At 39.8% G+C, this 20,995-nt stretch carries 24 protein-coding genes; 20 read left to right on the top strand and 4 right to left on the bottom strand.

The genetic code is table 11. From position 1 onward, the window contains the following. The first annotated feature begins 2 nt into the window (after positions 1-2). Both MKX14_RS09150 and vdlD read left to right on the top strand, forming a co-directional pair. Positions 3-617, top strand: coding sequence for a MarC family protein (locus MKX14_RS09150; protein WP_002117499.1), 615 nt, complete (start codon positions 3-5; stop codon positions 615-617). 250 nt (positions 618-867) lie between these two features. Next, positions 868-1,383: an acyl-CoA thioesterase gene (gene vdlD, locus MKX14_RS09155; RefSeq protein ID WP_005070756.1), complete on the top strand. Its 516-nt coding sequence runs from the start codon at positions 868-870 to the stop codon at positions 1,381-1,383. Positions 1,384-1,514: 131 nt separating this feature from the next. On the opposite strand, the gene MKX14_RS09160 is transcribed toward vdlD, so the two are convergent. After that, positions 1,515-1,715: a hypothetical protein gene (locus MKX14_RS09160; protein WP_000761577.1), complete on the bottom strand. Its 201-nt coding sequence runs from the start codon at positions 1,713-1,715 to the stop codon at positions 1,515-1,517. Positions 1,716-2,215: 500 nt separating this feature from the next. Here MKX14_RS09160 and MKX14_RS09165 point away from each other — a divergent pair, with 500 nt between their 5' ends. Beyond that, positions 2,216-3,214 carry a CobW family GTP-binding protein gene (locus MKX14_RS09165; RefSeq protein WP_240282299.1) on the top strand — a complete coding sequence of 333 codons (999 nt, stop codon included), beginning with the start codon at positions 2,216-2,218 and terminating at the stop codon, positions 3,212-3,214. Positions 3,215-3,259: 45 nt separating this feature from the next. On the opposite strand, the gene dctA is transcribed toward MKX14_RS09165, so the two are convergent. Further along, positions 3,260-4,522 (bottom strand): C4-dicarboxylate transporter DctA, encoded by a 1,263-nt coding sequence (gene dctA / locus MKX14_RS09170; RefSeq protein WP_240282300.1) that lies wholly within the window; start codon positions 4,520-4,522, stop codon positions 3,260-3,262. Positions 4,523-4,711: 189 nt separating this feature from the next. Here dctA and yaeQ point away from each other — a divergent pair, with 189 nt between their 5' ends. The 5 genes from yaeQ to pgaD all read left to right on the top strand — a co-directional run bounded on the left by yaeQ (position 4,712) and on the right by pgaD (position 9,681). Further along, a complete protein-coding gene (gene yaeQ, locus MKX14_RS09175) occupies positions 4,712-5,242 on the top strand; it encodes a YaeQ family protein (RefSeq protein WP_108008704.1) in 531 nt (176 codons plus the stop codon). Positions 5,243-5,329: 87 nt separating this feature from the next. Continuing rightward, the gene (gene fbp, locus MKX14_RS09180; RefSeq protein WP_002117532.1) at positions 5,330-5,668 is read left to right on the top strand and encodes an FKBP-type peptidyl-prolyl cis-trans isomerase; all 339 of its coding nucleotides are present in this window, start codon (positions 5,330-5,332) and stop codon (positions 5,666-5,668) included. 242 nt (positions 5,669-5,910) lie between these two features. Further along, on the top strand, positions 5,911-7,905 hold the full coding sequence (gene pgaB / locus MKX14_RS09185; RefSeq protein ID WP_240282301.1) for a poly-beta-1,6-N-acetyl-D-glucosamine N-deacetylase PgaB: 1,995 nt from the start codon (positions 5,911-5,913) through the stop codon (positions 7,903-7,905). Between the two features lie 13 nt (positions 7,906-7,918). Beyond that, complete coding sequence (gene pgaC / locus MKX14_RS09190) at positions 7,919-9,178, top strand: poly-beta-1,6-N-acetyl-D-glucosamine synthase (RefSeq protein WP_002117710.1); 1,260 nt, start codon at positions 7,919-7,921, stop codon at positions 9,176-9,178. Positions 9,179-9,261: 83 nt separating this feature from the next. Beyond that, positions 9,262-9,681, top strand: a complete 420-nt coding sequence (pgaD, locus tag MKX14_RS09195; RefSeq protein ID WP_002117522.1) for a poly-beta-1,6-N-acetyl-D-glucosamine biosynthesis protein PgaD — start codon at positions 9,262-9,264, stop codon at positions 9,679-9,681. Between the two features lie 104 nt (positions 9,682-9,785). On the opposite strand, the gene MKX14_RS09200 is transcribed toward pgaD, so the two are convergent. Further along, positions 9,786-10,574: a crotonase/enoyl-CoA hydratase family protein gene (locus tag MKX14_RS09200; RefSeq protein WP_240282302.1), complete on the bottom strand. Its 789-nt coding sequence runs from the start codon at positions 10,572-10,574 to the stop codon at positions 9,786-9,788. Between the two features lie 248 nt (positions 10,575-10,822). On the opposite strand from MKX14_RS09200, the gene pnuC reads away from it, so the two are divergent. Both pnuC and MKX14_RS09210 read left to right on the top strand, forming a co-directional pair. Continuing rightward, positions 10,823-11,404 (top strand): nicotinamide riboside transporter PnuC, encoded by a 582-nt coding sequence (pnuC, locus tag MKX14_RS09205; RefSeq protein ID WP_005075405.1) that lies wholly within the window; start codon positions 10,823-10,825, stop codon positions 11,402-11,404. Positions 11,405-11,418: 14 nt separating this feature from the next. Continuing rightward, the gene (locus tag MKX14_RS09210; RefSeq protein ID WP_240282303.1) at positions 11,419-11,718 is read left to right on the top strand and encodes a hypothetical protein; all 300 of its coding nucleotides are present in this window, start codon (positions 11,419-11,421) and stop codon (positions 11,716-11,718) included. A 45-nt stretch (positions 11,719-11,763) separates the two neighbouring features. Here the strand turns inward: MKX14_RS09210 and MKX14_RS09215 are convergent, their stop codons facing one another. Beyond that, entirely contained in the window at positions 11,764-12,576 is an 813-nt protein-coding gene (locus MKX14_RS09215; RefSeq protein ID WP_240282304.1) for an IclR family transcriptional regulator, read from the bottom strand. 273 nt (positions 12,577-12,849) lie between these two features. On the opposite strand from MKX14_RS09215, the gene ndoA reads away from it, so the two are divergent. Genes ndoA through MKX14_RS09265 form a run of 10 tightly spaced genes read left to right on the top strand, consistent with a single transcriptional unit; the run spans position 12,850 to position 20,986 of the window. Next, the gene (ndoA, locus tag MKX14_RS09220; RefSeq protein ID WP_002117586.1) at positions 12,850-13,155 is read left to right on the top strand and encodes a non-heme iron oxygenase ferredoxin subunit; all 306 of its coding nucleotides are present in this window, start codon (positions 12,850-12,852) and stop codon (positions 13,153-13,155) included. Positions 13,156-13,182: 27 nt separating this feature from the next. Beyond that, positions 13,183-13,482 carry a recombinase-like helix-turn-helix domain-containing protein gene (locus MKX14_RS09225; RefSeq protein ID WP_005070730.1) on the top strand — a complete coding sequence of 100 codons (300 nt, stop codon included), beginning with the start codon at positions 13,183-13,185 and terminating at the stop codon, positions 13,480-13,482. A gap of 16 nt (positions 13,483-13,498) precedes the next feature. Next, complete coding sequence (locus MKX14_RS09230; protein ID WP_240282305.1) at positions 13,499-14,566, top strand: aromatic ring-hydroxylating oxygenase subunit alpha; 1,068 nt, start codon at positions 13,499-13,501, stop codon at positions 14,564-14,566. After that, on the top strand, positions 14,559-15,323 hold the full coding sequence (locus MKX14_RS09235) for an SDR family oxidoreductase (RefSeq protein WP_161281796.1): 765 nt from the start codon (positions 14,559-14,561) through the stop codon (positions 15,321-15,323). Before MKX14_RS09230 ends, MKX14_RS09235 begins: the two co-directional genes overlap by 8 nt. An 11-nt stretch (positions 15,324-15,334) precedes the next feature. Beyond that, positions 15,335-16,264 carry a VOC family protein gene (mcpII, locus tag MKX14_RS09240; RefSeq protein WP_108008688.1) on the top strand — a complete coding sequence of 310 codons (930 nt, stop codon included), beginning with the start codon at positions 15,335-15,337 and terminating at the stop codon, positions 16,262-16,264. A gap of 28 nt (positions 16,265-16,292) precedes the next feature. Further along, positions 16,293-17,504: an NAD(P)/FAD-dependent oxidoreductase gene (gene thcD, locus MKX14_RS09245; protein WP_240282306.1), complete on the top strand. Its 1,212-nt coding sequence runs from the start codon at positions 16,293-16,295 to the stop codon at positions 17,502-17,504. A 43-nt stretch (positions 17,505-17,547) separates the two neighbouring features. Continuing rightward, positions 17,548-18,771, top strand: coding sequence for an MFS transporter (gene gudP, locus MKX14_RS09250; RefSeq protein WP_005803015.1), 1,224 nt, complete (start codon positions 17,548-17,550; stop codon positions 18,769-18,771). Positions 18,772-18,794: 23 nt separating this feature from the next. Beyond that, the gene (locus MKX14_RS09255) at positions 18,795-19,316 is read left to right on the top strand and encodes a cupin domain-containing protein (RefSeq protein WP_108008684.1); all 522 of its coding nucleotides are present in this window, start codon (positions 18,795-18,797) and stop codon (positions 19,314-19,316) included. Between the two features lie 35 nt (positions 19,317-19,351). Then, on the top strand, positions 19,352-20,176 hold the full coding sequence (gene catD / locus MKX14_RS09260) for an alpha/beta fold hydrolase (protein ID WP_108008682.1): 825 nt from the start codon (positions 19,352-19,354) through the stop codon (positions 20,174-20,176). Between the two features lie 15 nt (positions 20,177-20,191). Next, a complete protein-coding gene (locus MKX14_RS09265; RefSeq protein WP_032037469.1) occupies positions 20,192-20,986 on the top strand; it encodes an SDR family oxidoreductase in 795 nt (264 codons plus the stop codon). The last annotated feature ends 9 nt before the right edge of the window (positions 20,987-20,995 follow it).

Below are 20,995 nucleotides of genomic sequence, written 5' to 3' on the forward strand. Positions count from 1 at the left end.
GTATGGCTTCTCCTTATCTACATTCTTTTGCTTTATTTTTCTCGTTGCTCAATCCATTTTTAATGAGCATTTATATGATTGGCCTGATCCGCCATTCAGAAGCTAAGGTGTTTAATAAAGCACTGATTCAGGGAAGTTTGATTGCTTTTGTCGTGTTCATGCTATTTGCATGGGGCGGCGAAACAATTTTTAGTAAATATCTGAATGTACGTTTTGAAGCCTTTCAGATTTTTGGAGGTCTTATCTTTTTGGTGATTGGCTACCGCTATGTGTTTCAGGGTGCCGACACCATTGGAGAAATGCGTGGTGCTCCAGAACATCTGGCTGGTACCATTGCCATGCCGTTTATGATCGGTCCAGGGACTATTAGCGCTGCGGTAGTCACAGGGATTGAAATGTCAATTGGTGAAGCAGCCCTAGTGATTGCTTTCACCTTATTTTTAACTTGCAGTATTTTGATTTTGATGAAATTTTCACATGATCATTTACGCTATAAACATGCCAAACATATTGACCGCTATTTTGATATTGTCGGGCGTTTATCTGCTTTATTAATTGGTACGATCGCCATTGATATGATCATTAATGGTGTGACAGGCGTCATTAATAAAGTATAGCAAGTCACTCATAACAACCTGCTATGCCATTGAACATGGAATAAAATGGCATAGCATCTTCTAAAAAACTCTAAGATAAATAGAACAGCTTTAAAAAATAACTTTAAAAATAGTGTCTTAAAAAATTAAATTTTAAAAAACAATCAAAGATATTAAAAAATACAATGCTATGTTGTGGATTTAAGCATGTTTTTTTTGTGAATTATCAACCATAATGTTGACTGAGCTTGTTTTAAGACAGAGTTGAGCTATGCCTACATTAGATGAAATGACCACAGCAACTGATGATCAGTCTGAATTGACGATGTCAGTTTTGATGACGCCTGATATGGCAAATTTTTCAGGTAATGTTCATGGTGGTACGATTCTAAAACTACTAGACCAAGTCGCTTATGCTTGCGCAAGTCGTTATTCGGGTGGCTACGTGGTGACTTTATCTGTAGATAAAGTAAATTTTAAAGAACCTATTTATGTAGGTGAGCTGGTGACCTTCTTGGCAAGTGTGAACCATGTAGGTCGTACTTCAATGGAAGTCGGAATCCGTGTTGAAGCGCAAAATATCCAGAAGAGGACAGTGCGCCATACCAATAGCTGTTATTTCACGATGGTTGCTGTTGATGAACAGGGCAAGCCATGTGAAGTACCTCAATTAAATCTCAATACTGAGTGGAAACGTTGCCGCTTTGAAGCAGCTGAGCACCGTAAGGTTTTACGTCTGCAAGAAAACCATAATCCATCTTGTAGCATGTATAAGAAAACTTCTTAAAAAAACAAATTGAATTAAAAAAGGACCGAACCGCAGCATGGTTCGATCCTTTCTTTTCTTTACTAAAATTCAGCGTCCATATTTCCTTTCAGTAAAATTATCTCTGAGCTTGGAGGAGAATGCTGAGAGAATTAACGAGTTGCAGGAGCAGCTTCAGAAGCAGAACCTACAGCATCAGATGCAGCATTTGCAGTGTTTGCTTGTTCTTGAGTTGAAACAACAACTTTTTCTTCACCAGCAGTGTTATGTGCTTGGTCGTGCTTAGAAGCAGCAAAAGTTGAAGCAGCAGTTAAAGCAAGTGTAGTAGCGAGTAAAGTTTTAGCTAATTTCATTTTATGGCATCCTTAAATTTCATTTAAAAATAAATTAAACCTAATCGTTCATACATACCTGAAACCTGTATGGCTGAATGACTAAGCTAGGACACATGCTAAGCTGAGCTTCGAATTACATCAATTAACTTAACAATCTATTACGGCTATCTTAACAATATGAAATATACGGGTCGTTTATGTGAGCAATCTGTAAAATAAAAGAGCTTAAATCCACCTTAAAATGTGAAAAAATATTTCTTATCGAATGAAAAAAGATCAACTTTGTTACGTAAACCTAACACTTTGGCATGAATTGTGAATATGAATAAATAGGATATTTCGTTTGAATTTTAGATGTTAAGAGTTAATTTAGATAATTGATGAGATGCCTGTCACAAATTGAGAGCTTTAGCCTGATAATTGAAAAGTATATCTTCAAAGTGAAAAATCATTTTCATGCGATTTAAACAGTGATATATCTTTCTTAGTTTTTTAAACCTTGTTGATTTGAGCCGCTTGTGAAACTGATAGCCCCAAAAACTGTTCCCACCCATATTATCTCTGGTTTTTTAGGGGCAGGAAAAACCACATTATTACAGCATTTATTAAGCCAAAAGCCTAAAGATGAGGTTTGGGCTGTATTAATGAATGAGTTTGGGCAAATTGGAGTAGACCAACAACTCTTACCCCAAGATGAAGGATATGCGGTCAAAGAGCTATTAGGGGGCTGTCTATGTTGTAGCAGTCAATTGCCTATGCATATTGCTTTAGCACGTCTATTGAGTGAACAAAAGCCAGATCGACTCTTTATTGAGCCGACTGGACTTGGGCATCCTTCTCAGTTATTTGACCAACTGACTGAACCTCATTGGCAAAGTAGTTTAGCTATGCGGGCGTTGATTACGGTGGTAGATGGTAGTCGTTTGCACGATACCAATTGGGTTAAACAAAACCTTTATGAAGATCAGTTAAAAGCTGCCCAAATTGTGGTGGTATCACATACTGATGTGATGACTTTTGAAGATGATCAAGCGCTTGAGTTATTAAAAGACGAATACCAGCCTTATCACCAAGAGTGGATTAACGTTGAACATGGTCAGTTAGCGTTAAATAAAATTGATATAGCTACTCGTTTAACCGAGCGATCTATACAACCTTTACTGAAACTTCAAAAGCAAATGACTGAAACCGAAGTCGCAAAGGAAATTAATCAATTACCTTATTATTATGTCGAGTCGGCACAAGGTTATATTGTGGCTGGTTGGAAATTACCTAAGCGCTGGAAATTCGATTTTTATGCTTTGCTAGACCTATTATGTGCGCAGCAGGATTGGCTTCGAATTAAGGGAATTTTTAACACAGATCAAGGATGGAAGGTTTTTAACTTTAATCCTGATCAGTTTAATTATAAGTCGGGCGAAGAGGGTATTGATAACCGGATTGAGATCATTAGCCAACATAATCACGATTGGTTGGCTTTTGAAACAGCGTTACTTGCTTGTCAGCTTGAAGAATAGAGAACATTAAACCAAAAGTAATTCAATGTTCTCTGACGAGTGGGATTAAGGTTTGCTATCTAACACAGCTTTAGCTTGCGCATGGTCAATATCTTTTTCCCAATGAGCAATCACTACGGTCGCGACACAGTTACCGATTAAGTTGGTACAGGCACGAATAATTCCAATAAACCAGTCGACTGAAAGGAGAAGTACTAAGCCAATTGCAGGGAGACTTGGTATCACTGAAAGTGTGGCTGCAAGAATAACTAAAGCCGAGCCTGGAATACCGTGAGCGCCTTTCGATGTAATGAGCGAAACCAGCAAAATAGCCAATAAGTCATGCATAGACAAATCAATATTGCAGGCTTGCGCAATAAAGATCACGCCTAAAGTTAAGTAAATTGAAAAGCCATCTAGATTAAATGAATAACCAGTTGGAATCACCAAACCGACAGTTGAATCTTTAATTCCCAAATTTTTGAGTTTTTTCATAATTTGAGGAAGAACAGAGTCTGAAGAAGCTGTACCTAAAACAATAGCGAGTTCATCTTTAAAATAACCCACAAATTTGAAAATGTTGAAACCGGCAAGTTTTAAAATTGAACCTAAAACAATAACGACAAATAAAATGCAGGTTGCATAAAACAGTAAAACCAAATAACCCAATTGTAAGAGTGAATCTAAACCAAATTTGGCAGTGGTATAGGCCACTGAACCGAATACACCAATTGGAGCTAAACGAATAATAAGTCCCATAATTTTAAAGAAGACTTCTGAAAAAGCTTCAAGCGCTTGACGTACCAGCTCTCCTAAATGTTTTGGAATTAAAAGTAGGGAAACACCAAATAAAATGGCGATCAATAAAACCTGTAAAATATCGCCGTTTGCAAAAGCAGCAGTGAAGGTTTTCGGAATAATATTGAGTAGAAATTCCGAACCTGTGTGCATCTCGTGGGCACGTTCGGTATAGGTACTTAAATCTTTTGCATCTAAATGGCTAATATCGATATTCATACCGACGCCCGGTTTAAATACATAGGCCACAATAATGCCTAAAATTAAGGCAATACTGGTGACCACTTCAAAATAGAGAATAGTTTTTGCACCGACTTTGCCCATTTTTTTAATGTCGTTTGCACCATAGATTCCCAGTACAACAACACAAAATACAATTGGTGCAATAAGCATCTTAATTAAAGAAATAAAACCATCACCTAATGGCTTTAGAGAAAGGGAGAAATCATGAAAGCCGATTCCAACTGCAACCCCAAGAAAGAGAGCACAAAGAACCTGTAAAAATAAACTACGCTTGAGCTTTAGCCACATAAGTCATCAATTTTAGCAAGAGGAAAATATCTCTCTCTAAAGCAAAAAGTCGGCCAACTATAAAATAAGCTGAGCGTTTTGGAAGAATATGCAAATTTCACATCACTATGCTTTGCATTGTTCAGTTTTTTTATAATTTCTTATCCAAAATCGAGTATCCTTAGCGCCAAATTTTTGGACATATTAATCATGGCGCTTAAAGCAACAATTTATAAGGCAGACTTGAATATTGCCAATATGGATGACCATATTTATGGTGATTATCAACTGACGCTTGCCTTGCATCCTTCGGAAACTTTAGAACGCTTAATGGTTCGTTTGATGGCTTTTGCCCGTTTCGCAAGTGATGAGCTTGAGTTTACTAAAGACCTTTTTGAAACTGACGAGCCAGCATTATGGCAAAAAGATTTAACGGGTCAGTTAGAAACATGGATTGAAGTTGGCTTACCGTCTGAAGATAAAGTCAAAAAAGCCAGTGCTCGCTGTAAAACAGTTGCGCTTGTTGTGTATGGCACACAAGTCGAAGAATGGTGGAAACGAAACAGTAAAATTAAAACGTTAAGTAACGTACAAGTGTGGCAAATTGCCCCTCAAAGTACAGCAGAGCTTGAACAACTGTGTGAACGTACAATGCAGCTTCAATTAAATGTTATGGACAACGAGTGGACACTTTTAGGTGAAAAGGGTCAGGCAACTGTTGTGTGGACACAGTTACAGTAACATAGAAAAGCGCAACAAATTCTACAGATTCAGTTGGTACACTAAGTACCAATTGCGATTTTAAAGATTCAGATTAAGGGGTAAACCATGTCAAATGAATTAGAAATTATCGATTTAAAAGTAGGTGAGGGCAAAGAAGCAGTTAAAGGTGCTTTGATTACAACTCACTATACAGGTTGGTTAGAAGACGGCACAAAATTTGATTCTTCAATTGATCGCGGTAATTATTTTGAATGTGTGATTGGAACAGGCCGCGTAATTAAAGGTTGGGACCAAGGCATTATGGGAATGAAAGTTGGTGGCAAGCGTAAGTTAATCGTACCTGCTCATTTAGCTTATGGTGAGCGTAAAATGGGTAAGATTATTCCTGCTAATTCTAATTTAATTTTTGAAATTGAATTATTCGATGTCAAAACTCGTGACTAGTGAAAATTTAAAGCCCTTTAGGGGGCTTTCTTGTTTATATGAACTTTAAATATAAATACATTATTAATTTATATTTTAGCTTCTTAAATATTTAAGATTATTTTCAGATTATTTGATTATAAATGCTGACTGAGAAACTGTTCATTTATGGGCAGGCTGACATTAAGACCAAATTCCCAAAATTTTGCGTCTTAAAACAAACTTCGCATAAATAATCTATATTGTTATTGAGACGCTATTTCATGATTATCCGCTTTGCATCTCCTTTGTTGAACATATCACTTGGCTTAGCTCTGGCAGGTTTGTCAGGCATGGCATTAGCCAAACCACCTAAACTGGACGCTTCAACACTTACGGTGATTGGTTATCATGAAATTACCGATACTAAAAATGCCTTAATTCCTCAATATGCAGTGACGACTCAACAATTTACACAGCATGTTGAATGGCTGCAAAAAAACGGATTCCATTTTATTACGGTTGATCAGTTGATCCGTGCTCATCAAGGTAAATTTCAACTGCCTACAAAACCGGTTTTATTAACTGTAGATGATGGTTATCAATCTTTCTATCAAAATGCTTATCCAGTCATTAAAGCTAAAAAAATCCCTGTAGTACTTGCAGTAGTAGGTTCATGGTTAGAACCAAAAGCAGGGCAGAAAGTCGATTTTTCAGGGGAAGAAATTCCACGCGATAAAATCTTAAGCTGGCCTGAGCTGAAAGAAATGCAAGATAGTGGCTTTGTTGAGATCGCCAACCATAGCTATCATTTGCACCGCGGTATTACAGGCAACCCACAAGGTAACTCTGAACCTGCTGCAACTACTCGTTTTTATGATGTAAAAACTCAAACTTACGAGAACGATGCACAATATCAGGCACGTATTTATAACGACTTAAAGAAAAATAACGAACTACTTAAAGCACATGGCTTACGTTCACCACGTATTATGGTATGGCCTTATGGTCGCTATAATATGCAAACAGTTCAGATTGCTAAAAAGCTTGGTATGCCAATTACCATTACACTTGATGATGGGGCAGACCATGCAAAACAATCTCTCCAAAATATGAGCCGTATTTTGGTAGAAGGCGATATGACGACTGATGATTTGGCTCAAGAAATTAAAAATCGTGAATTGAATTTAACGGATAACAATCGTCCGCAAAAAATTATGCATATCGATCTGGACTATATTTATGATCCGGACCCGAAACAGCAAGAGCGTAATTTAGGTCACTTGTTAGACCGAATTAATGCGATGGGTGTAAATACTGTCTATTTACAAGCATTTTCAGATCCAGATGCGAATGGCTCTGCTGATATGGTGTATTTCCCAAACCGCCATATTCCAATGCGTGCCGACTTGTTTAACCGTGTAGCATGGCAAATTCAAACGCGTACGCCTGTAAGTCGTATTTACGCGTGGATGCCTTTATTGGCATGGGAACTACCAAAAACTGATCCAGTTTCTAAAGATTTGGTTGTGACGGAGCAAGCAAAAACAGGTGAACACCTCAACATGGGATATATCCGTTTAAGTCCATTCTCAGCCGATGCACGCCAAACTATTCGTGAGATTTATCAAGATTTGGCTAAGTCATCTTCATTTAACGGAATTTTATTCCATGATGATGTCACCTTATCTGACTATGAAGATGCAAGCCCAGATGCATTAAAAGCCTATGCAAAACAAGGCTTGCCAACAGATTTGGCAAAAATCCGTGATAATGATCAAGATTTGCAAAAATGGACGGCATATAAGACAAAATATCTAGATGATTTTGCAATGCAACTCGTTGATGACGTGCGACAATATGAACCGTTCTTGCTCACCGCACGTAACTTATACGCACAAGTTGCTTTAAAACCATATGCAGAAAACTGGTATTCACAATCGCTTGAAGAATCGTTAAGACGTTATGACTTTACGGCTATTATGGCAATGCCTTATATGGAACAGGTCGATAACTCTGATCAATTCTATAAAGATATGGTTGATCGCGTGAAACAATATCCAAATGGTATTAAGAAAACCGTTTTTGAATTACAGGCAACCGACTGGCGTAAAAACGAAAAGGTACCTTCAACTGAAATGGCCGCAACAATTCATTCTCTTTATCAGCAAGGTGCAATGCACGTGGCTTATTATCCAGATGACCCAATTAAAGATCATCCGGATGTTGATGTGATGCGTAAAGCATTTGCTGAAAAATCATCTCGTCTTGTGCCGTAGTCGAGGCTAGAACATGACAATCTTTGCTGCAATATGGTCGCATGCCTTAAAATTCGTTTTCTATTATCCATTATTCATGTCGTATTTATGGATGATTGGCGCGATCATTTTCTATTGGAAAGAACGTCAGGCTCCGCCTTACGATCAACCTGCTCCATTAGAGAGTTATCCAAAAGTCGCTGTGTTAATTCCTTGTTTTAATGAAGGGGATAATGCAGAAGAAACTATTAGCCATGCGTTAAAACTGGACTATCCTCATTTTGAAGTGATTGCGATTAATGATGGTAGCTCGGACAATACAGGCGAGGTACTCGACCGTTTAGCAGCACAACATGAAAAACTCCGTGTTGTTCATTTGGCTCAAAATCAAGGTAAAGCGATGGGGTTGCAAGCCGGAAGCTTAATGACCGATGCCGAGTTTTTAATTGGTATTGATGGGGATGCTTTACTTGATCCTCATGCAGCAAAGTGGATGATTCGTCATTTTCAGGAAAATCCAACAGTTGCAGCTGTGACGGGTAACCCACGTATCCGTACTCGCTCAACTTTATTAGGGCGTATTCAGGTCGGTGAGTTTTCTTCGATTGTCGGCATGATTAAACGTGCACAACGTACCTTTGGACGCTTATTTACCGTATCGGGTGTAATTACCGCTTTTCGTAAGAGCGCTGTTCACCAAGTGGACTATTGGTCACCAAATATGTTGACTGAAGATATCGATATTACGTGGAAATTGCAGCGTGCAGGCTGGGACATTCGTTTTGAACCGAATGCCTTGGTCTGGATTTTAATGCCTGAAACTTTAAACGGTTTGTGGAAACAACGTTTACGTTGGGCTATGGGCGGGGCACAGGTATTAATTAAAAATATTGATGTGTTCACTAAGCCAAAACTAAATTTTTTATGGCCATTAATGTTTGAGCTTTGCTTAACCTTAGTTTGGTCATATTTAATGCTCGCGATGGCTTTATTATGGTTGGTACATTTTATTTTACCGGTCCCTGCTTTAGCCGTTGTGAGCTCTCCATTTTTACCGTATGGTAGCGGTATTTTATTGGGGGCAACCTGTCTCATTCAGTTTGCTTTAAGCAAATGGATGGATAGTCGTTATGAACCACATCTAGGAAAAAACTATTTCTGGATGATCTGGTATCCATTGGTCTTTTGGCTAATCACCATCTCGGCAACTATTGTGGCATTTCCAAAAGTTTTAAAACGTGGAGATGAGAAACGTGCGCGTTGGGTGAGCCCGGATCGGGGCATTCGTGGATGAAATGCAAGAGTCATGAGATTTTAAAGATCGTGCTGTATTGATGTCTGGGGAAAACCACAGCACTTCGTTAGGTAAAGAGAGAAATGAAGACAAATTCGTTGATTATTGATTTACGCCGTCAATTACCATGGCATAAGCGCTATGCTTCTACAACAAGCACAGCCATGATGTGGGCGGTTTGGTTGTTGCTGTGGCGTCCATTTGTACTGATCTGGGTTTTAGCTGAGCTCCAAAAAACACATTTGGTTCACCGTTTGTTTAGTGCCTTTGGTTTAGGTATTGAACATGGCATTACTGCGTTAATTGCCTGTGCAATTTGCTTATTGTTGTGGAGTCATGTGCTGCCTGAGCATCGTGTTGGTGGTAATGCACTTAAAGCAAAACAGACGGATGATTATGCGCGCTATTTTGATTTACCTGAACATGAAATTGAGCAGGGACGTAGTCAGAAAATTACAGTCGTTCACCATGATGAATTAGGTAAAATCGTTAGAGTTGAATAAAGAAGATTAATGAAAAAAAGCCCGCATCATGTGGGCTTTTTTTCTAAGCTAATTTCAGTATATCCATAAGTTTTAAACTGTAGAGCACAGTGCTTGAGCAGATATTATTTCCCTTTAAAAACAGGAGGTCTTTTTTGCAACATGGCAAAAACACCTTCTTGAACATCTTCTGTGGTGAGCAATGGTTGAAGATAGCTTTGCAATTGCTTAAAGGCAACCTCGTACCCTTCGTTAATAGCTTCACGAGCAGAGGCGAGGGTCGCTTTTACAGCAAGAGGAGCAGCTTGCGCAACATGTTCAGCAAGTTCTATTGCACGGTTGAGCTGAGAACCATCTGGGCATATTTCGGTAATCAGGTTCATGTCAAATGCTGCTTTTGCATCGAAAGAGTCACCAGTGAGTAAATAACGCATGGCTTTGGCCCAACCCGCGGCTTGAGTAAAACGCGCAGTAGCTCCGCCAAAAGGTAAGATGCCACGTTGAACTTCCATTTGAGCAAATTGTGTATTTTCACTCGCAATCGTAATATCTGCGTTGAGGAATAGTTCTATACCAGCTGTATAACAATAACCTTGTACTGCCACAATCAAAGGTTTACTGAGCTTTCGGCCTATTGTGCCCCAAGGGTTAATCTCATTTTCACTAAAATCAAAAACACCTGTAGCGAGTTTAGGTTGTAACTCAACTAGGTCCAAACCAGCTGTAAAATGATCGCCATGAGCAAAGATAACAGCGCAGCGCAGGGTATCATTATTTTCATATTCGGTGAGCGCTAGTGATAAGTCTTTGATCATGTGACTATCAAAAGCATTACGTTTTGCTGCCCGATCTAGGCCAATTAAAAAAATATGTCCGCGAGTTTCACGGCTGACTTTTCCTTCTTGATTTGACATATTGTCATGCTCTTTATTTGTCTTTAATCATGTTTTAAACAATCGTTTAAAAACTAGCAAATATAATTTGTTTTGCGACTCGATCAGTATTTCTTTTGTCTGTGCATTGCAATAAATCGATGACATTAGAAAAGAATAAAACCTCAGACAATGCCAATTTGCATCATTTATTTAAATTAGCAGTTTGCTTCGCTTTATATTTTTCTCATAATACTTCGTCAAATTGATCTCAATAAGCAGCTGTTTTTATGTCACCTCTAGAAATCTTTGCAGTCTTGATTAGCCTGATTGGAGTCGGATTAACGGTAATCCGTAATATGTGGTGTTGGCTGTTTAATTTTTTTGCCTTTGTTTTATATGCCTATTTGTTTTACGAATTTAAGCTATATGGCGAAACGATTTTGCAGTTCTTTTTTATGGTCGTAAATTTTTATGGCTTTTACTACTGGCTCAAAGGAAAGCAGCAAGATCATGACATTCGTATAGAGCCAATAGCTCCTAAAGTTGCAATTTTTCAAATGATCATTGCCGCGGTAGGTGGCTTGCTTTTTGGCTTAATTCTTAAAAACTTTACTGATGCAGCAGTGCCTATGCTCGACTCACAACTTGCCGCATTTAGTTTACTTGCAACGTATTGGACCAGCCGAAAACATATTGCGACTTGGATACTTTGGGTATTTGTCGATATTATTTATGTCGGTATGTTCATCTATAAAGATTTATTTTTAACAGCCGCTTTGTATGCAGCATTTGTTTTGATGGCAGCTTATGGTTGGTATCAATGGGAAAAGGTTAAAAAGAAACAGCTTTTAGCCTCAAACCAGCTTTAATTGGGAGTGTGATCATGTTGTTGAGCTTAGAGGCCTATAAACAACAACAGTTTGATCAAATTGCTGCAAAAATTATAGCTGAGCCTGCAAAATATATAGATTTTAATTCAGTATCGGATTTTTATAACGCTGCATGGCTCAAGGATTTCCCTCAAGGCAGCCAGATTTCTGCGACTGGTTTAGATGACGGTGCTGAAGAGTTTTATGCAGTGGTGCAGTTTAGACAGCAGTACTTAAAGTTTGATATTAAAGAGCATCATTCGATACTTATTTTTCAGGATATGAATGGGAAAGTATTTGAAAGTAACTTTTAATTGAAGAAATAAAAGTACAAAAAAAGCGACTTAACGTCGCTTTTTTTAATAAATAAATTTGGAAATTTTATTTGCTGTTTCAATCACTAAACTTGCGATATCTTCTTTAAAGGTTTTTTCATCGTAGGTGGTAATAGGGCAACTGACTGAAAGAACTGCCACCATTTTTCCATTTGACTGTTTAAAAATAGGAGCTGCACAGGCTGCCATATCATGGTTGTAATGGCCCCAGCTCACCATCGACTTTTGAGTTTTTACATAACTTAGTTTTTGTAAGAGTGCTTTCAAACTGGTTGGAGTAAGTTCTGAGTAACTATCCCACTCATTAAAGTTACGGTAACGTTGACGTACTTCTGTCTCTGGTAAATCTGACAATAACATTTGACCAATCACGGTTGCGTGGGCAGGCCAGCGAGTTCCTAAATTAATATTGCTCGTGAACGTTCCCATAGATTGAACGTTATTTACAAAAACAATATGAGTACCTTCTAAAACGGTCAGGTGTACGGCAAGTTTGGTTTGGTCACGTAGTTCTTTCATTAAAGGTGTCGATAAATCGAGTAATGAAAGCTTAGATAAACTGTTAAAACCAAGCTCCATCACTTTAGAATCGAGGGCATAAGTTTTTTGAGATGCTTTTCTTAAATAGCCACAAGATTCGAGTGTATAGATCAGACGAAATGCACTAGAACGGTTCACTTCTAAAATTTCAGCAATTTCTGTAATGGTCATTTCTTGCGCTTGTTGGTTAAATGCTTGCAAGATAGCTAAACCCCGTACAAGTCCGGGAACTAAATATCGATCATCATTTTTTGTTGTTTCCGATTCTTGCGAATCTTCATCAATTGCTATGCTCATTCGTGTCATTTTCCTATAAATAAAACATGATTCAATTTGGGGCATGCTGCTTTATTTTATAACTATTGTAATTGTTAAAAATGCATAAAACAATTTTTATATTTAAAACTTTGTTTCCTTCTTGAAACGTAACAAAATATTTAAAAATTAGTAAACTAATGAATTTTATATTTATTTTTACTTTGACAAAAAATGATCAAGGGGATTATGCTTAGCTTGTGTTTTGAAAATTAAATTATGTTTTGTATATAAAACAAAATGAGGGCGCAAGATATGAGTTGGATCTCAGTTTGTCAGCAGGGTGACGTTAGCGAAGATGAGCCGAAAGCCATCGAAATTGAAGGGAAAAAAATAGGCGTATTTTTCGTCGATGAAAATTACTTTGCTATCGAAAATGTTTGCCCTCATGCGTATGCCTTATTAACCGAAGGATTTATCGAAGATCAGACTGTTGAATGTCCATTGCACGAAGCAATTTTTGACATTCAGACAGGTGAGCTAAAAAGTGGACCCGGGTGTAGAAACCTATGTACGTACCCAGTTCGTGTTGAAGGACAGGATATTCAAATTCAACTCTAGTCCTCACATGTACAAGGAAGCAGAACAATGAAGACATTTAATGAAAAGTTGGCAAGCTGGATTCATGCAACGCCGGCAACCGAAGCAGGTATCAACAATATTCAAATTCCAGGTCAATCTGAATTGTTGGTTTGGCAAACACGTTATAAAGAACCAACTCTCTATGAACAGGATTTTGTAAAAAACTTGATTCAGGCATTTTCTGCGGGCGCAACAGAGTTAGATGACGTTGTTTCTGCACTTAATCAACAGGGTTTCCGCTGTGAATCTGGTGATGAATGGACTTCTGCAAGCTTTACAGAAGAAATGCAACGTTTAGGTTATTGATTCAGGGAAGAATAAAATGAACGCAATCGTATCAACTTCACAAAGCGCTGAAGAATATTTAGAACTTGGTTTACGTGACCAATGGCATCCAGTTTTAGCAAGTTGGGAAGTCGCTGCTAATCCAGTTGGAATTACCCGTTTAGGCGAAAATATCGTGGTTTGGCGTAATGCCGAAGGTCAGGTTCATGCACTTGAAGATCGCTGTCCACACCGCGGTGCTCGTCTTTCCCTTGGTTGGAACTTAGGCGACCGAGTTGCTTGCTGGTATCACGGTGTTGAAGTTCGTGCTGATGGTGTAGTTGCTGATGTGCCAGCGGTTCATGAATGTCCAATGACCGGAACTAAATGTTTAAAGAACTATCCAGTAATTGAGCAACATGGCGCAATCTTCATCTGGTTTGGTATTGATGCAAATGAACAACCAGCACCGCTTGAGTTCCCAGAGCAACTCGCAAGTGAAGAGTGGAGTGCGTTCCTTTGCCAAGCAGACTGGAAAGTAAACCATCAATACGCGATTGATAATGTGATGGACCCAATGCACGGGACCTATTTACATGCGACATCGCACTCGATGGCAGATGGTGAACGTACTGCAGAGATGAAGCACCGTACCACCGATAATGGCTTTGTTTTTGAAAAAGAAGGTCAAACAGGTGTGAACTTTGACTGGGTTGAATATGGTTCAACAGGTGCAAGCTGGTTACGTCTTTCAATTCCATACCGTAAACAATTTGGCCCAGGTGGTGAATTCTGGATTGTGGGTTATGCAACGCCAATTGATGCCAACAATACTCGCGTATTTTTCTGGCGCTGCCGTAAGGTGAGTGGTTGGCAACGTAATGTATGGCGTTTCTTATATCGCAATCACTTAGAACAATTGCATTGGGATGTATTGGAACAAGACCGAATTATTTTAGAAAATCTTGCGCCAAATGCGCGTGAAAAAGAGTTTCTCTATCAACATGATGTTGGTCTTGCACGTTTACGCCGTTTAATGAAAAAAGAAGCTGAGAAGCAATTAAAGAAAATTGCTGCACTAAATGCATCAAACCGTATCGAGATGCAGGAAGAAGCTCATGGCTAATGTAGCGTTGTTGCAAGGCAAAAAAGTTTTAGTGACTGGTGCTGCGCGTGGTTTAGGTAGAGATTTCGCTCAAGCCATTGCCGAGGCAGGTGCTGAAGTTGTGATGGCAGATATTTTGTCTGACTTGGTGCAACAAGAAGCACAAGTGTTACAACAACAAGGACTAAACGTTCATGCTGTCACCGTTGACCTTGCCAATGCAGACTCTATTGAAAATGCTGTTGCAAAAAGCGTTGAAGTATTACAGGGACTAGATGGCCTTGTGAATTGCGCGGCACTGGCGACCAATGTCGGTGGAAAAAATATGATTGATTACGATCCTGAACTTTGGGATCGGGTCATGAATATTAATGTGAAAGGCACATGGCTGATCAGTAAGGCATGCGTTCCCCATTTAAAGCAATCGGCTGCAGGCAAGATCATTAATGTTGCTTCCGATACAGCACTTTGGGGCGCACCGAATCTAATGGCTTATGTTGCAAGTAAAGGTGCAATTGTTGCCATGACGCGTTCAATGGCAAGAGAGTTGGGGCAGTCCAATATCTGCGTTAACACATTGTCACCGGGCCTTACTCTGGTTGAAGCAACCGAGTATGTGCCTCAAGAACGTCACGATTTATATGTCAACGGAAGAGCGATTCAACGTCAGCAACTTCCACAAGATTTAAATGGAACAGCATTGTATCTACTGTCGGATTTGTCCTCTTTTGTGACAGGTCAAAATATTCCGGTCAATGGCGGTTTTGTCTTTAACTAAGGAGTAGTCAAATGATTACAGGGATCGAGATTTTAAAGTTTGGAGTTGAAGATAGAGCCGCTTCAAACAAGTTTTTGGCAGATTTTGGTTTAAGCCAAAGTACTTCGGATATTGAAGGTACTGATCTTTACCAAACCCAAAATGGTAGCAAGATTTATCTATTTAATTGTGATGATGAGCGTTTGCCGACTGCTATTGAACAAGGTTCAACTTTACGTGAAGTGACTTGGGGCGTTGATAGTGCTCAAGACCTTGAAGACTTGGCAGCTCGTTTGGCCAATGTAGAAGGTTTTAAACGTACTGAAAATACAGTTGAGTGTATCGACCCAAATGGCATGACCATTCGTTTTGAACAAAGTTTTGTTAAAGAAGTACCTGAACTTAAAACGGAAGGTATTAACCAATACGGCAACATTCAACGTGTGAATGCAGCAAGTCCTGTTTATGAAAAAGGTCAACCTGTTGCGATTGGACATGTGGTGTTCTTCACACCGGATTTGGCAACAACTGAAAACTTCTATATCGAGAAAGTAGGTTTCCATTTATCTGATGCTTACAAAAATCGCGGTGCATTCTTACGTTGCCGCGGTGAAGGTTATCACCATGATTTATTCTTGCTCAGTGTTCCAAATAAACCTGCTGGCTTAAATCACGTTGCATTTGTCGTTCGTGATATCCATGAAGTGATTGGGGGCGGTTTAAATATGAATCGTTCGGAGTGGTCAACCTTTATTGGACCAGGACGTCATCCAATTTCTTCTGCTTATTTCTGGTACGTCAACTCACCATTAGGTGGTGCATTTGAATACTACACCAACGATGATTATTTGACAGAAGAATGGCAACCACGTGTAGAAGAACATCGTCTAGAGCTTTTCACTGAATGGGCGATTGAGGGTGGTCTTGATGACACAACCCGCCGTCAGGTGAAGCCTGTTTAACAGGTATTGCTTTACAAGGAAGATGGCTATGGAAAAGATCGTAATTGTAGGTGCCGGACAGGCAGCGGGTTGGGCAGTAAGTACCTTGCGTCAAAATGGGTATGTGGGTGAAATTCACGTGGTTTCAAATGAAGATCAAGTGTTTTATGAACGTCCGCCACTGTCTAAGCAAGTACTTTCAAAAGAAGCAACGTATGAAAGTTTGAATCTGTTCTCTCCTGAACAGGTTCAAGAGTTCAACGTTCAATGGCATAAACCGGAAATTGCGACAAAAGTCGATCGTGAGCAAAAACAGGTTCATTTAGAAAGTGGTCAGGTTTTGCCGTATGACAAATTGCTGATTGCAACTGGAAGCCGTGCGCGTGTACCCGTCAATACATGGCAGTTCATTCCAAATGTTGTGACTTTACGTAATGTGCATGACTGTGAGCGTTTGGCTGAAATTTTAAAGAATGCCAAAAATGTCGCTGTGATCGGCGGCGGTTGGATTGGTTTAGAAATTGCTGCAACTGCACGTAAGCAAGGTAAAGATGTTCATATTTTTGAGTATGGCGACCGCTTATGTGCAAGAAGCGTGAGTCCGGAAGTTTCTGCATTTTTAAAAAATATGCATGAAACCCAAGGCACAAAAATTCATTTAGACAGCAAGAGCCTTCATTTAGTTGAAGCGCCGAATCAGAAAGTTGAAGTGGTGAACCATCCTCAAAATAGTCAGTTATTTGACTGTGTCGTGGTAGGTGCAGGCGCTGAAATTGCCAAAGAGTTAGGTGTACATGCTGGTCTCGATGTGAAAGATGGCATTGTGGTGAATTGTTTTGGGCAAACTTCAGATCAAAACATTTATGCCGCAGGTGACGTCGCGATTCATCCGGGTTTGGGCTATTGCATTCAATCTTGGGCAAATGCTCAAAATCAGGCGATTGCAGCAGCAAAGTCGATGCTCGGCATTGAAACTGAATATAGCGATATTCCATGGCTTTGGTCAGATCAATATCACTTTAATATCCAGATTTTAGGTACGTATCAACCTGAAAAAACGAAGGAAATAGTCATTCGCCAAGGTGGGGAAGATCAGGTGAGCTATTTATATCTGGACCATGAAAATCGTTTGCTCAACATGATTGCTATTAATGATTCTAAACTGATCAAACTGGCAAAACGTTGGATGCAAGCCAACACCGTTTTAGATCCAAAACTATTAGCAGATGCTGAATTTAATGTCATGAAGTTAAAACCGTAAAACATTAAATCTGGTTCTCATTACCAAATCGAAGGAATGACACATGAGTAATGAAGAAAAAAGTGGATTGAAGCATTGGGTACCTGCTTTTGTCCTTATGGTGTGTGTGGTACTGGCGTTTTTCGACAAGATTAGTATTGCGGTTTTATTTTCAGATCCTCATTTTCAAAGTGCAATGGGAATTGCTGAAGATAAGGCCAAGCTCGGATGGCTCATGACAAGTTTCTTACTTGCTTATGGTTTTTCATCAGTCTTTCTAAGCTTTTTGGGTGACATCTTTAACCCAAAGAAAATGCTGTTCTGGAGCGTAACGTCGTGGGGCGTACTCATGTTCTGTATGGGGTTCACCACCAGTTATTCAGGCATGTTGGTTTTACGTGTACTGCTTGGTTTAGCAGAAGGCCCGTTATTTGCCTTGGCATACACCATTGTTAAGCAGACTTATACGGACCGTCAGCAGGCACGTGCTTCTACCATGTTCTTACTTGGAACACCGATAGGTGCATTCCTTGGGTTCCCGATCACTGCAAATGTTTTAGCTCACCACGACTGGCACACCACTTTTTTTGTGATGGCTGCGCTAACCCTGATTGCGATTTTTAGCATTGTTTTTGGTCTGCGTAACTTGCAGCTCAAGAAAACTGTTGAAATTGAGGGCGAGAGTAAACGCACTAATTTCAAAGGTCATATTGCCAATACTAAATTGCTGCTCAGCAACAGCGCATTCTGGTTGGTTTGTCTCTTTAACATTGCGTTGATGACGTATTTGTGGGGCTTAAACAGCTGGGTTCCTTCTTACTTAATGCAAGACAAAGGATTCAATCTCAAAGAGTTTGGGATGTATTCAAGCTTTCCGTTCATTGCCATGTTAATTGGCGAAATTATCGGTGCGTTTTTATCTGACAAGTTAGGCCGCCGCGCAATTCAAGTATTTAGCGGTTTATTACTCGCGGGCATCTTCATGTATGTGATGGTCATTATGACTGAGCCATTATTGATTATTGCTGCCATGTCTTTAAGCGCGATGGCATGGGGTTTTGGAGTAGCTGCGGTATTCGCTCTGCTTGCAAGAGTCACGACCTCAAATGTAGGTGCGACAGCGGGTGGAATATTTAACGGGTTAGGCAATTTTGCAAGTGCAATTGCGCCTGTTCTTATCGGTTACATCGTGATGCAAACACATAGTTTTAATTTAGGAATTACCTTCTTGGCTGCTGTCGCTGTCATTGGGTCGTTGTTCTTGGTTCCTCTTTTAAAACGTTATTAATTCACTGTATAGGAGTTTAAAAAATGACTACACAACAATTCGAATCGTGGGAACAACCAGAGGGTGCTTCTTTAGAAGATTGGTTAAACACACGTATTGCTCGCTTTGAGACACGTAAATATGACTTCGATGCTTTGAAGTTCCAAGCAGATTACGACCCGAAATATCGCCGTGCACAAATGCGTTACATGGGTACGGGTGCAACAGGTGTTGCAAATGACGGTAACACCGTTCCAGCAGAAAACTTCACGTTTTCAACCATGGTTCTGCCACCACAGTGTGAAGGTCCTTTGCACATTCACCACGATGTTGAAGAAGTTTTCTTTATGCTCCGCGGCGAAATTGATTTGTTCATTGAGCACAACGGCGAAAAATTTGAAACCCGTTTAAAAGAGCGTGACCTGATTTCAATTCCACCGGGAATTTACCGTGGTCTGTTTAACCCAGGTCAAGAAGATGCCTTGATGTGTGTGATGTTGGGAACAGGTAAACCAACCATTCCGAACTATCCACCAGAGCATCCGTTGTCTCAAATCAAACGTTAATTGTTTGATGAAGTGAATGAAGGAAAGAATTGAAAATGATGACACTCATTGAAAAGTTAGCAGAATTTCCGGTGAAAACCGTTACTGTTCAAGGCCAGCAGCAAGCCTATCGGGAAGCCGGTCAGGGCGAGTACCTTGTGCTGTTGCACGGCATTAGTTCAGGTTCTGCTTCATGGGTAAACCAACTTGAAGTGTTGTCTCATCATTTTCATGTCATTGCCTGGGATGCACCAGGCTATGGCAAATCAGATGAACTTTTAACTGATCAGCCCAATGCGACCGACTACGCAAAGCGTTTGGCAGCATTGTTCGATGTTTTAAAAATTGAAAAAGCAATAGTGGTGGGACACTCATTAGGTGCCTTACAGGCCAGTGCGTTTGCTGCATTTTACCCAGAGCGAGTGAAACACTTGATTGTTGCTAACTTAGCTCAAGGCTACCAACGCCACGATGAGCAGACACAAATTCAGGTTTTTGAAAAAAGACCAAAAATGTTGAAAGAACTCGGTGCTAAAGGCATGGCCGAAAGCCGTGGACCTCATTTGATTTATAAACAAGAGCCACAAGCCTTAGCTTTAGTTTCAGAGGTGATGCAGCAGTTGACCTTAAAAGGTTTCACACATGCATCGTACTTACTTGCATATGACGAAATACGTAATTACTTAACCGATTTAAAAGTCCCATGCACAGTCATTGCAGGGCAGCAAGATCAAATCACTCCTGCGTTAGGTATACAAGAGCTTGCTCAGGAATTGCAGTTGGAACAGCGCTTCGTCATAGAAGATGCAGGACATTTAAGTTATGTCGACCAACCGCAAGCATTTAACCAAATTATGTTGACGATTCAGGAACAATCGTAAGAGAGATTAAGGATTATGAGCTTCCAAGTTGAAGGAAAAGTTGCAGTTGTTACCGGTGGCTCATCTGGGATTGGGCTGGCTGCTGTTGAAATACTGGTTGCAGAGGGTGCAAAAGTTGCTTGGTGTGGTCGCGATGAAGAACGTTTAAATGCTTCTAAGCACTATATTTTAGAAAAATATCCGCATGCCAATATTTTTACCAAAGCATGCAATGTATTGAAAAAAGAAGAAGTTCAGCAATTTGCCAAAGAGGTCAAACTCAATTTGGGCAATGTGGACATGCTCATTAACAATGCTGGGCAAGGCCGTGTTTCAAATTTTGAAAACACACAAGATGAAGACTGGATGAAAGAAATCGAGCTGAAATATTTCAGTGTTTTACATCCGGTACGGGCTTTTCTTGACGACTTAAAACAGTCGGCAAATGCCTCAATTACCAATGTGAACTCGTTACTGGCATTGCAACCGGAACCGCACATGATTGCGACTTCATCTGCACGCGCTGCACTGTTGAATTTAACCCATTCATTAGCGCATGAGTTTACTCAATATGGCGTTCGTGTGAACTCGATTTTACTTGGAATGGTCGAATCTGCGCAGTGGAAACGCCGTTATGAAACCCGTTCAGATTTAAATCTGTCATGGGAAGAATGGACAGGCAATATCGCAAAAAATCGTGGCATTCCTATGCAGCGTTTAGGCCGTCCAGAAGAGCCTGCACGTGCTTTAGTTTTCTTGGCATCACCATTGGCATCTTACACCACAGGTTCGGCAATAGATGTCTCGGGTGGTTTTAACAAACATTTATAAATATTAGGT

Origin of the sequence: Acinetobacter pittii (assembly GCF_022449185.1) — a bacterium.
Lineage (GTDB): Bacteria > Pseudomonadota > Gammaproteobacteria > Pseudomonadales > Moraxellaceae > Acinetobacter > Acinetobacter pittii_I.

Coding starts and splice junctions, on each gene's coding strand:
- pgaB (WP_240282301.1), top strand. CDS start 5,911: ATGATTATCCGCTTTGCATCTCCTTTGTTGAACATATCACTTGGCTTA.
- MKX14_RS09160 (WP_000761577.1), bottom strand. CDS start 1,715: ATGAAATTAGCTAAAACTTTACTCGCTACTACACTTGCTTTAACTGCT.
- gudP (WP_005803015.1), top strand. CDS start 17,548: ATGAGTAATGAAGAAAAAAGTGGATTGAAGCATTGGGTACCTGCTTTT.
- fbp (WP_002117532.1), top strand. CDS start 5,330: ATGTCAAATGAATTAGAAATTATCGATTTAAAAGTAGGTGAGGGCAAA.
- mcpII (WP_108008688.1), top strand. CDS start 15,335: ATGATTACAGGGATCGAGATTTTAAAGTTTGGAGTTGAAGATAGAGCC.
- catD (WP_108008682.1), top strand. CDS start 19,352: ATGATGACACTCATTGAAAAGTTAGCAGAATTTCCGGTGAAAACCGTT.
- pgaC (WP_002117710.1), top strand. CDS start 7,919: ATGACAATCTTTGCTGCAATATGGTCGCATGCCTTAAAATTCGTTTTC.
- MKX14_RS09200 (WP_240282302.1), bottom strand. CDS start 10,574: ATGTCAAATCAAGAAGGAAAAGTCAGCCGTGAAACTCGCGGACATATT.
- MKX14_RS09230 (WP_240282305.1), top strand. CDS start 13,499: ATGAACGCAATCGTATCAACTTCACAAAGCGCTGAAGAATATTTAGAA.
- thcD (WP_240282306.1), top strand. CDS start 16,293: ATGGAAAAGATCGTAATTGTAGGTGCCGGACAGGCAGCGGGTTGGGCA.
- MKX14_RS09255 (WP_108008684.1), top strand. CDS start 18,795: ATGACTACACAACAATTCGAATCGTGGGAACAACCAGAGGGTGCTTCT.
- vdlD (WP_005070756.1), top strand. CDS start 868: ATGCCTACATTAGATGAAATGACCACAGCAACTGATGATCAGTCTGAA.
- ndoA (WP_002117586.1), top strand. CDS start 12,850: ATGAGTTGGATCTCAGTTTGTCAGCAGGGTGACGTTAGCGAAGATGAG.
- MKX14_RS09215 (WP_240282304.1), bottom strand. CDS start 12,576: ATGAGCATAGCAATTGATGAAGATTCGCAAGAATCGGAAACAACAAAA.
- MKX14_RS09265 (WP_032037469.1), top strand. CDS start 20,192: ATGAGCTTCCAAGTTGAAGGAAAAGTTGCAGTTGTTACCGGTGGCTCA.
- pgaD (WP_002117522.1), top strand. CDS start 9,262: ATGAAGACAAATTCGTTGATTATTGATTTACGCCGTCAATTACCATGG.
- dctA (WP_240282300.1), bottom strand. CDS start 4,522: ATGTGGCTAAAGCTCAAGCGTAGTTTATTTTTACAGGTTCTTTGTGCT.
- pnuC (WP_005075405.1), top strand. CDS start 10,823: ATGTCACCTCTAGAAATCTTTGCAGTCTTGATTAGCCTGATTGGAGTC.
- MKX14_RS09210 (WP_240282303.1), top strand. CDS start 11,419: ATGTTGTTGAGCTTAGAGGCCTATAAACAACAACAGTTTGATCAAATT.
- MKX14_RS09150 (WP_002117499.1), top strand. CDS start 3: ATGGCTTCTCCTTATCTACATTCTTTTGCTTTATTTTTCTCGTTGCTC.
- yaeQ (WP_108008704.1), top strand. CDS start 4,712: ATGGCGCTTAAAGCAACAATTTATAAGGCAGACTTGAATATTGCCAAT.
- MKX14_RS09235 (WP_161281796.1), top strand. CDS start 14,559: ATGGCTAATGTAGCGTTGTTGCAAGGCAAAAAAGTTTTAGTGACTGGT.
- MKX14_RS09225 (WP_005070730.1), top strand. CDS start 13,183: ATGAAGACATTTAATGAAAAGTTGGCAAGCTGGATTCATGCAACGCCG.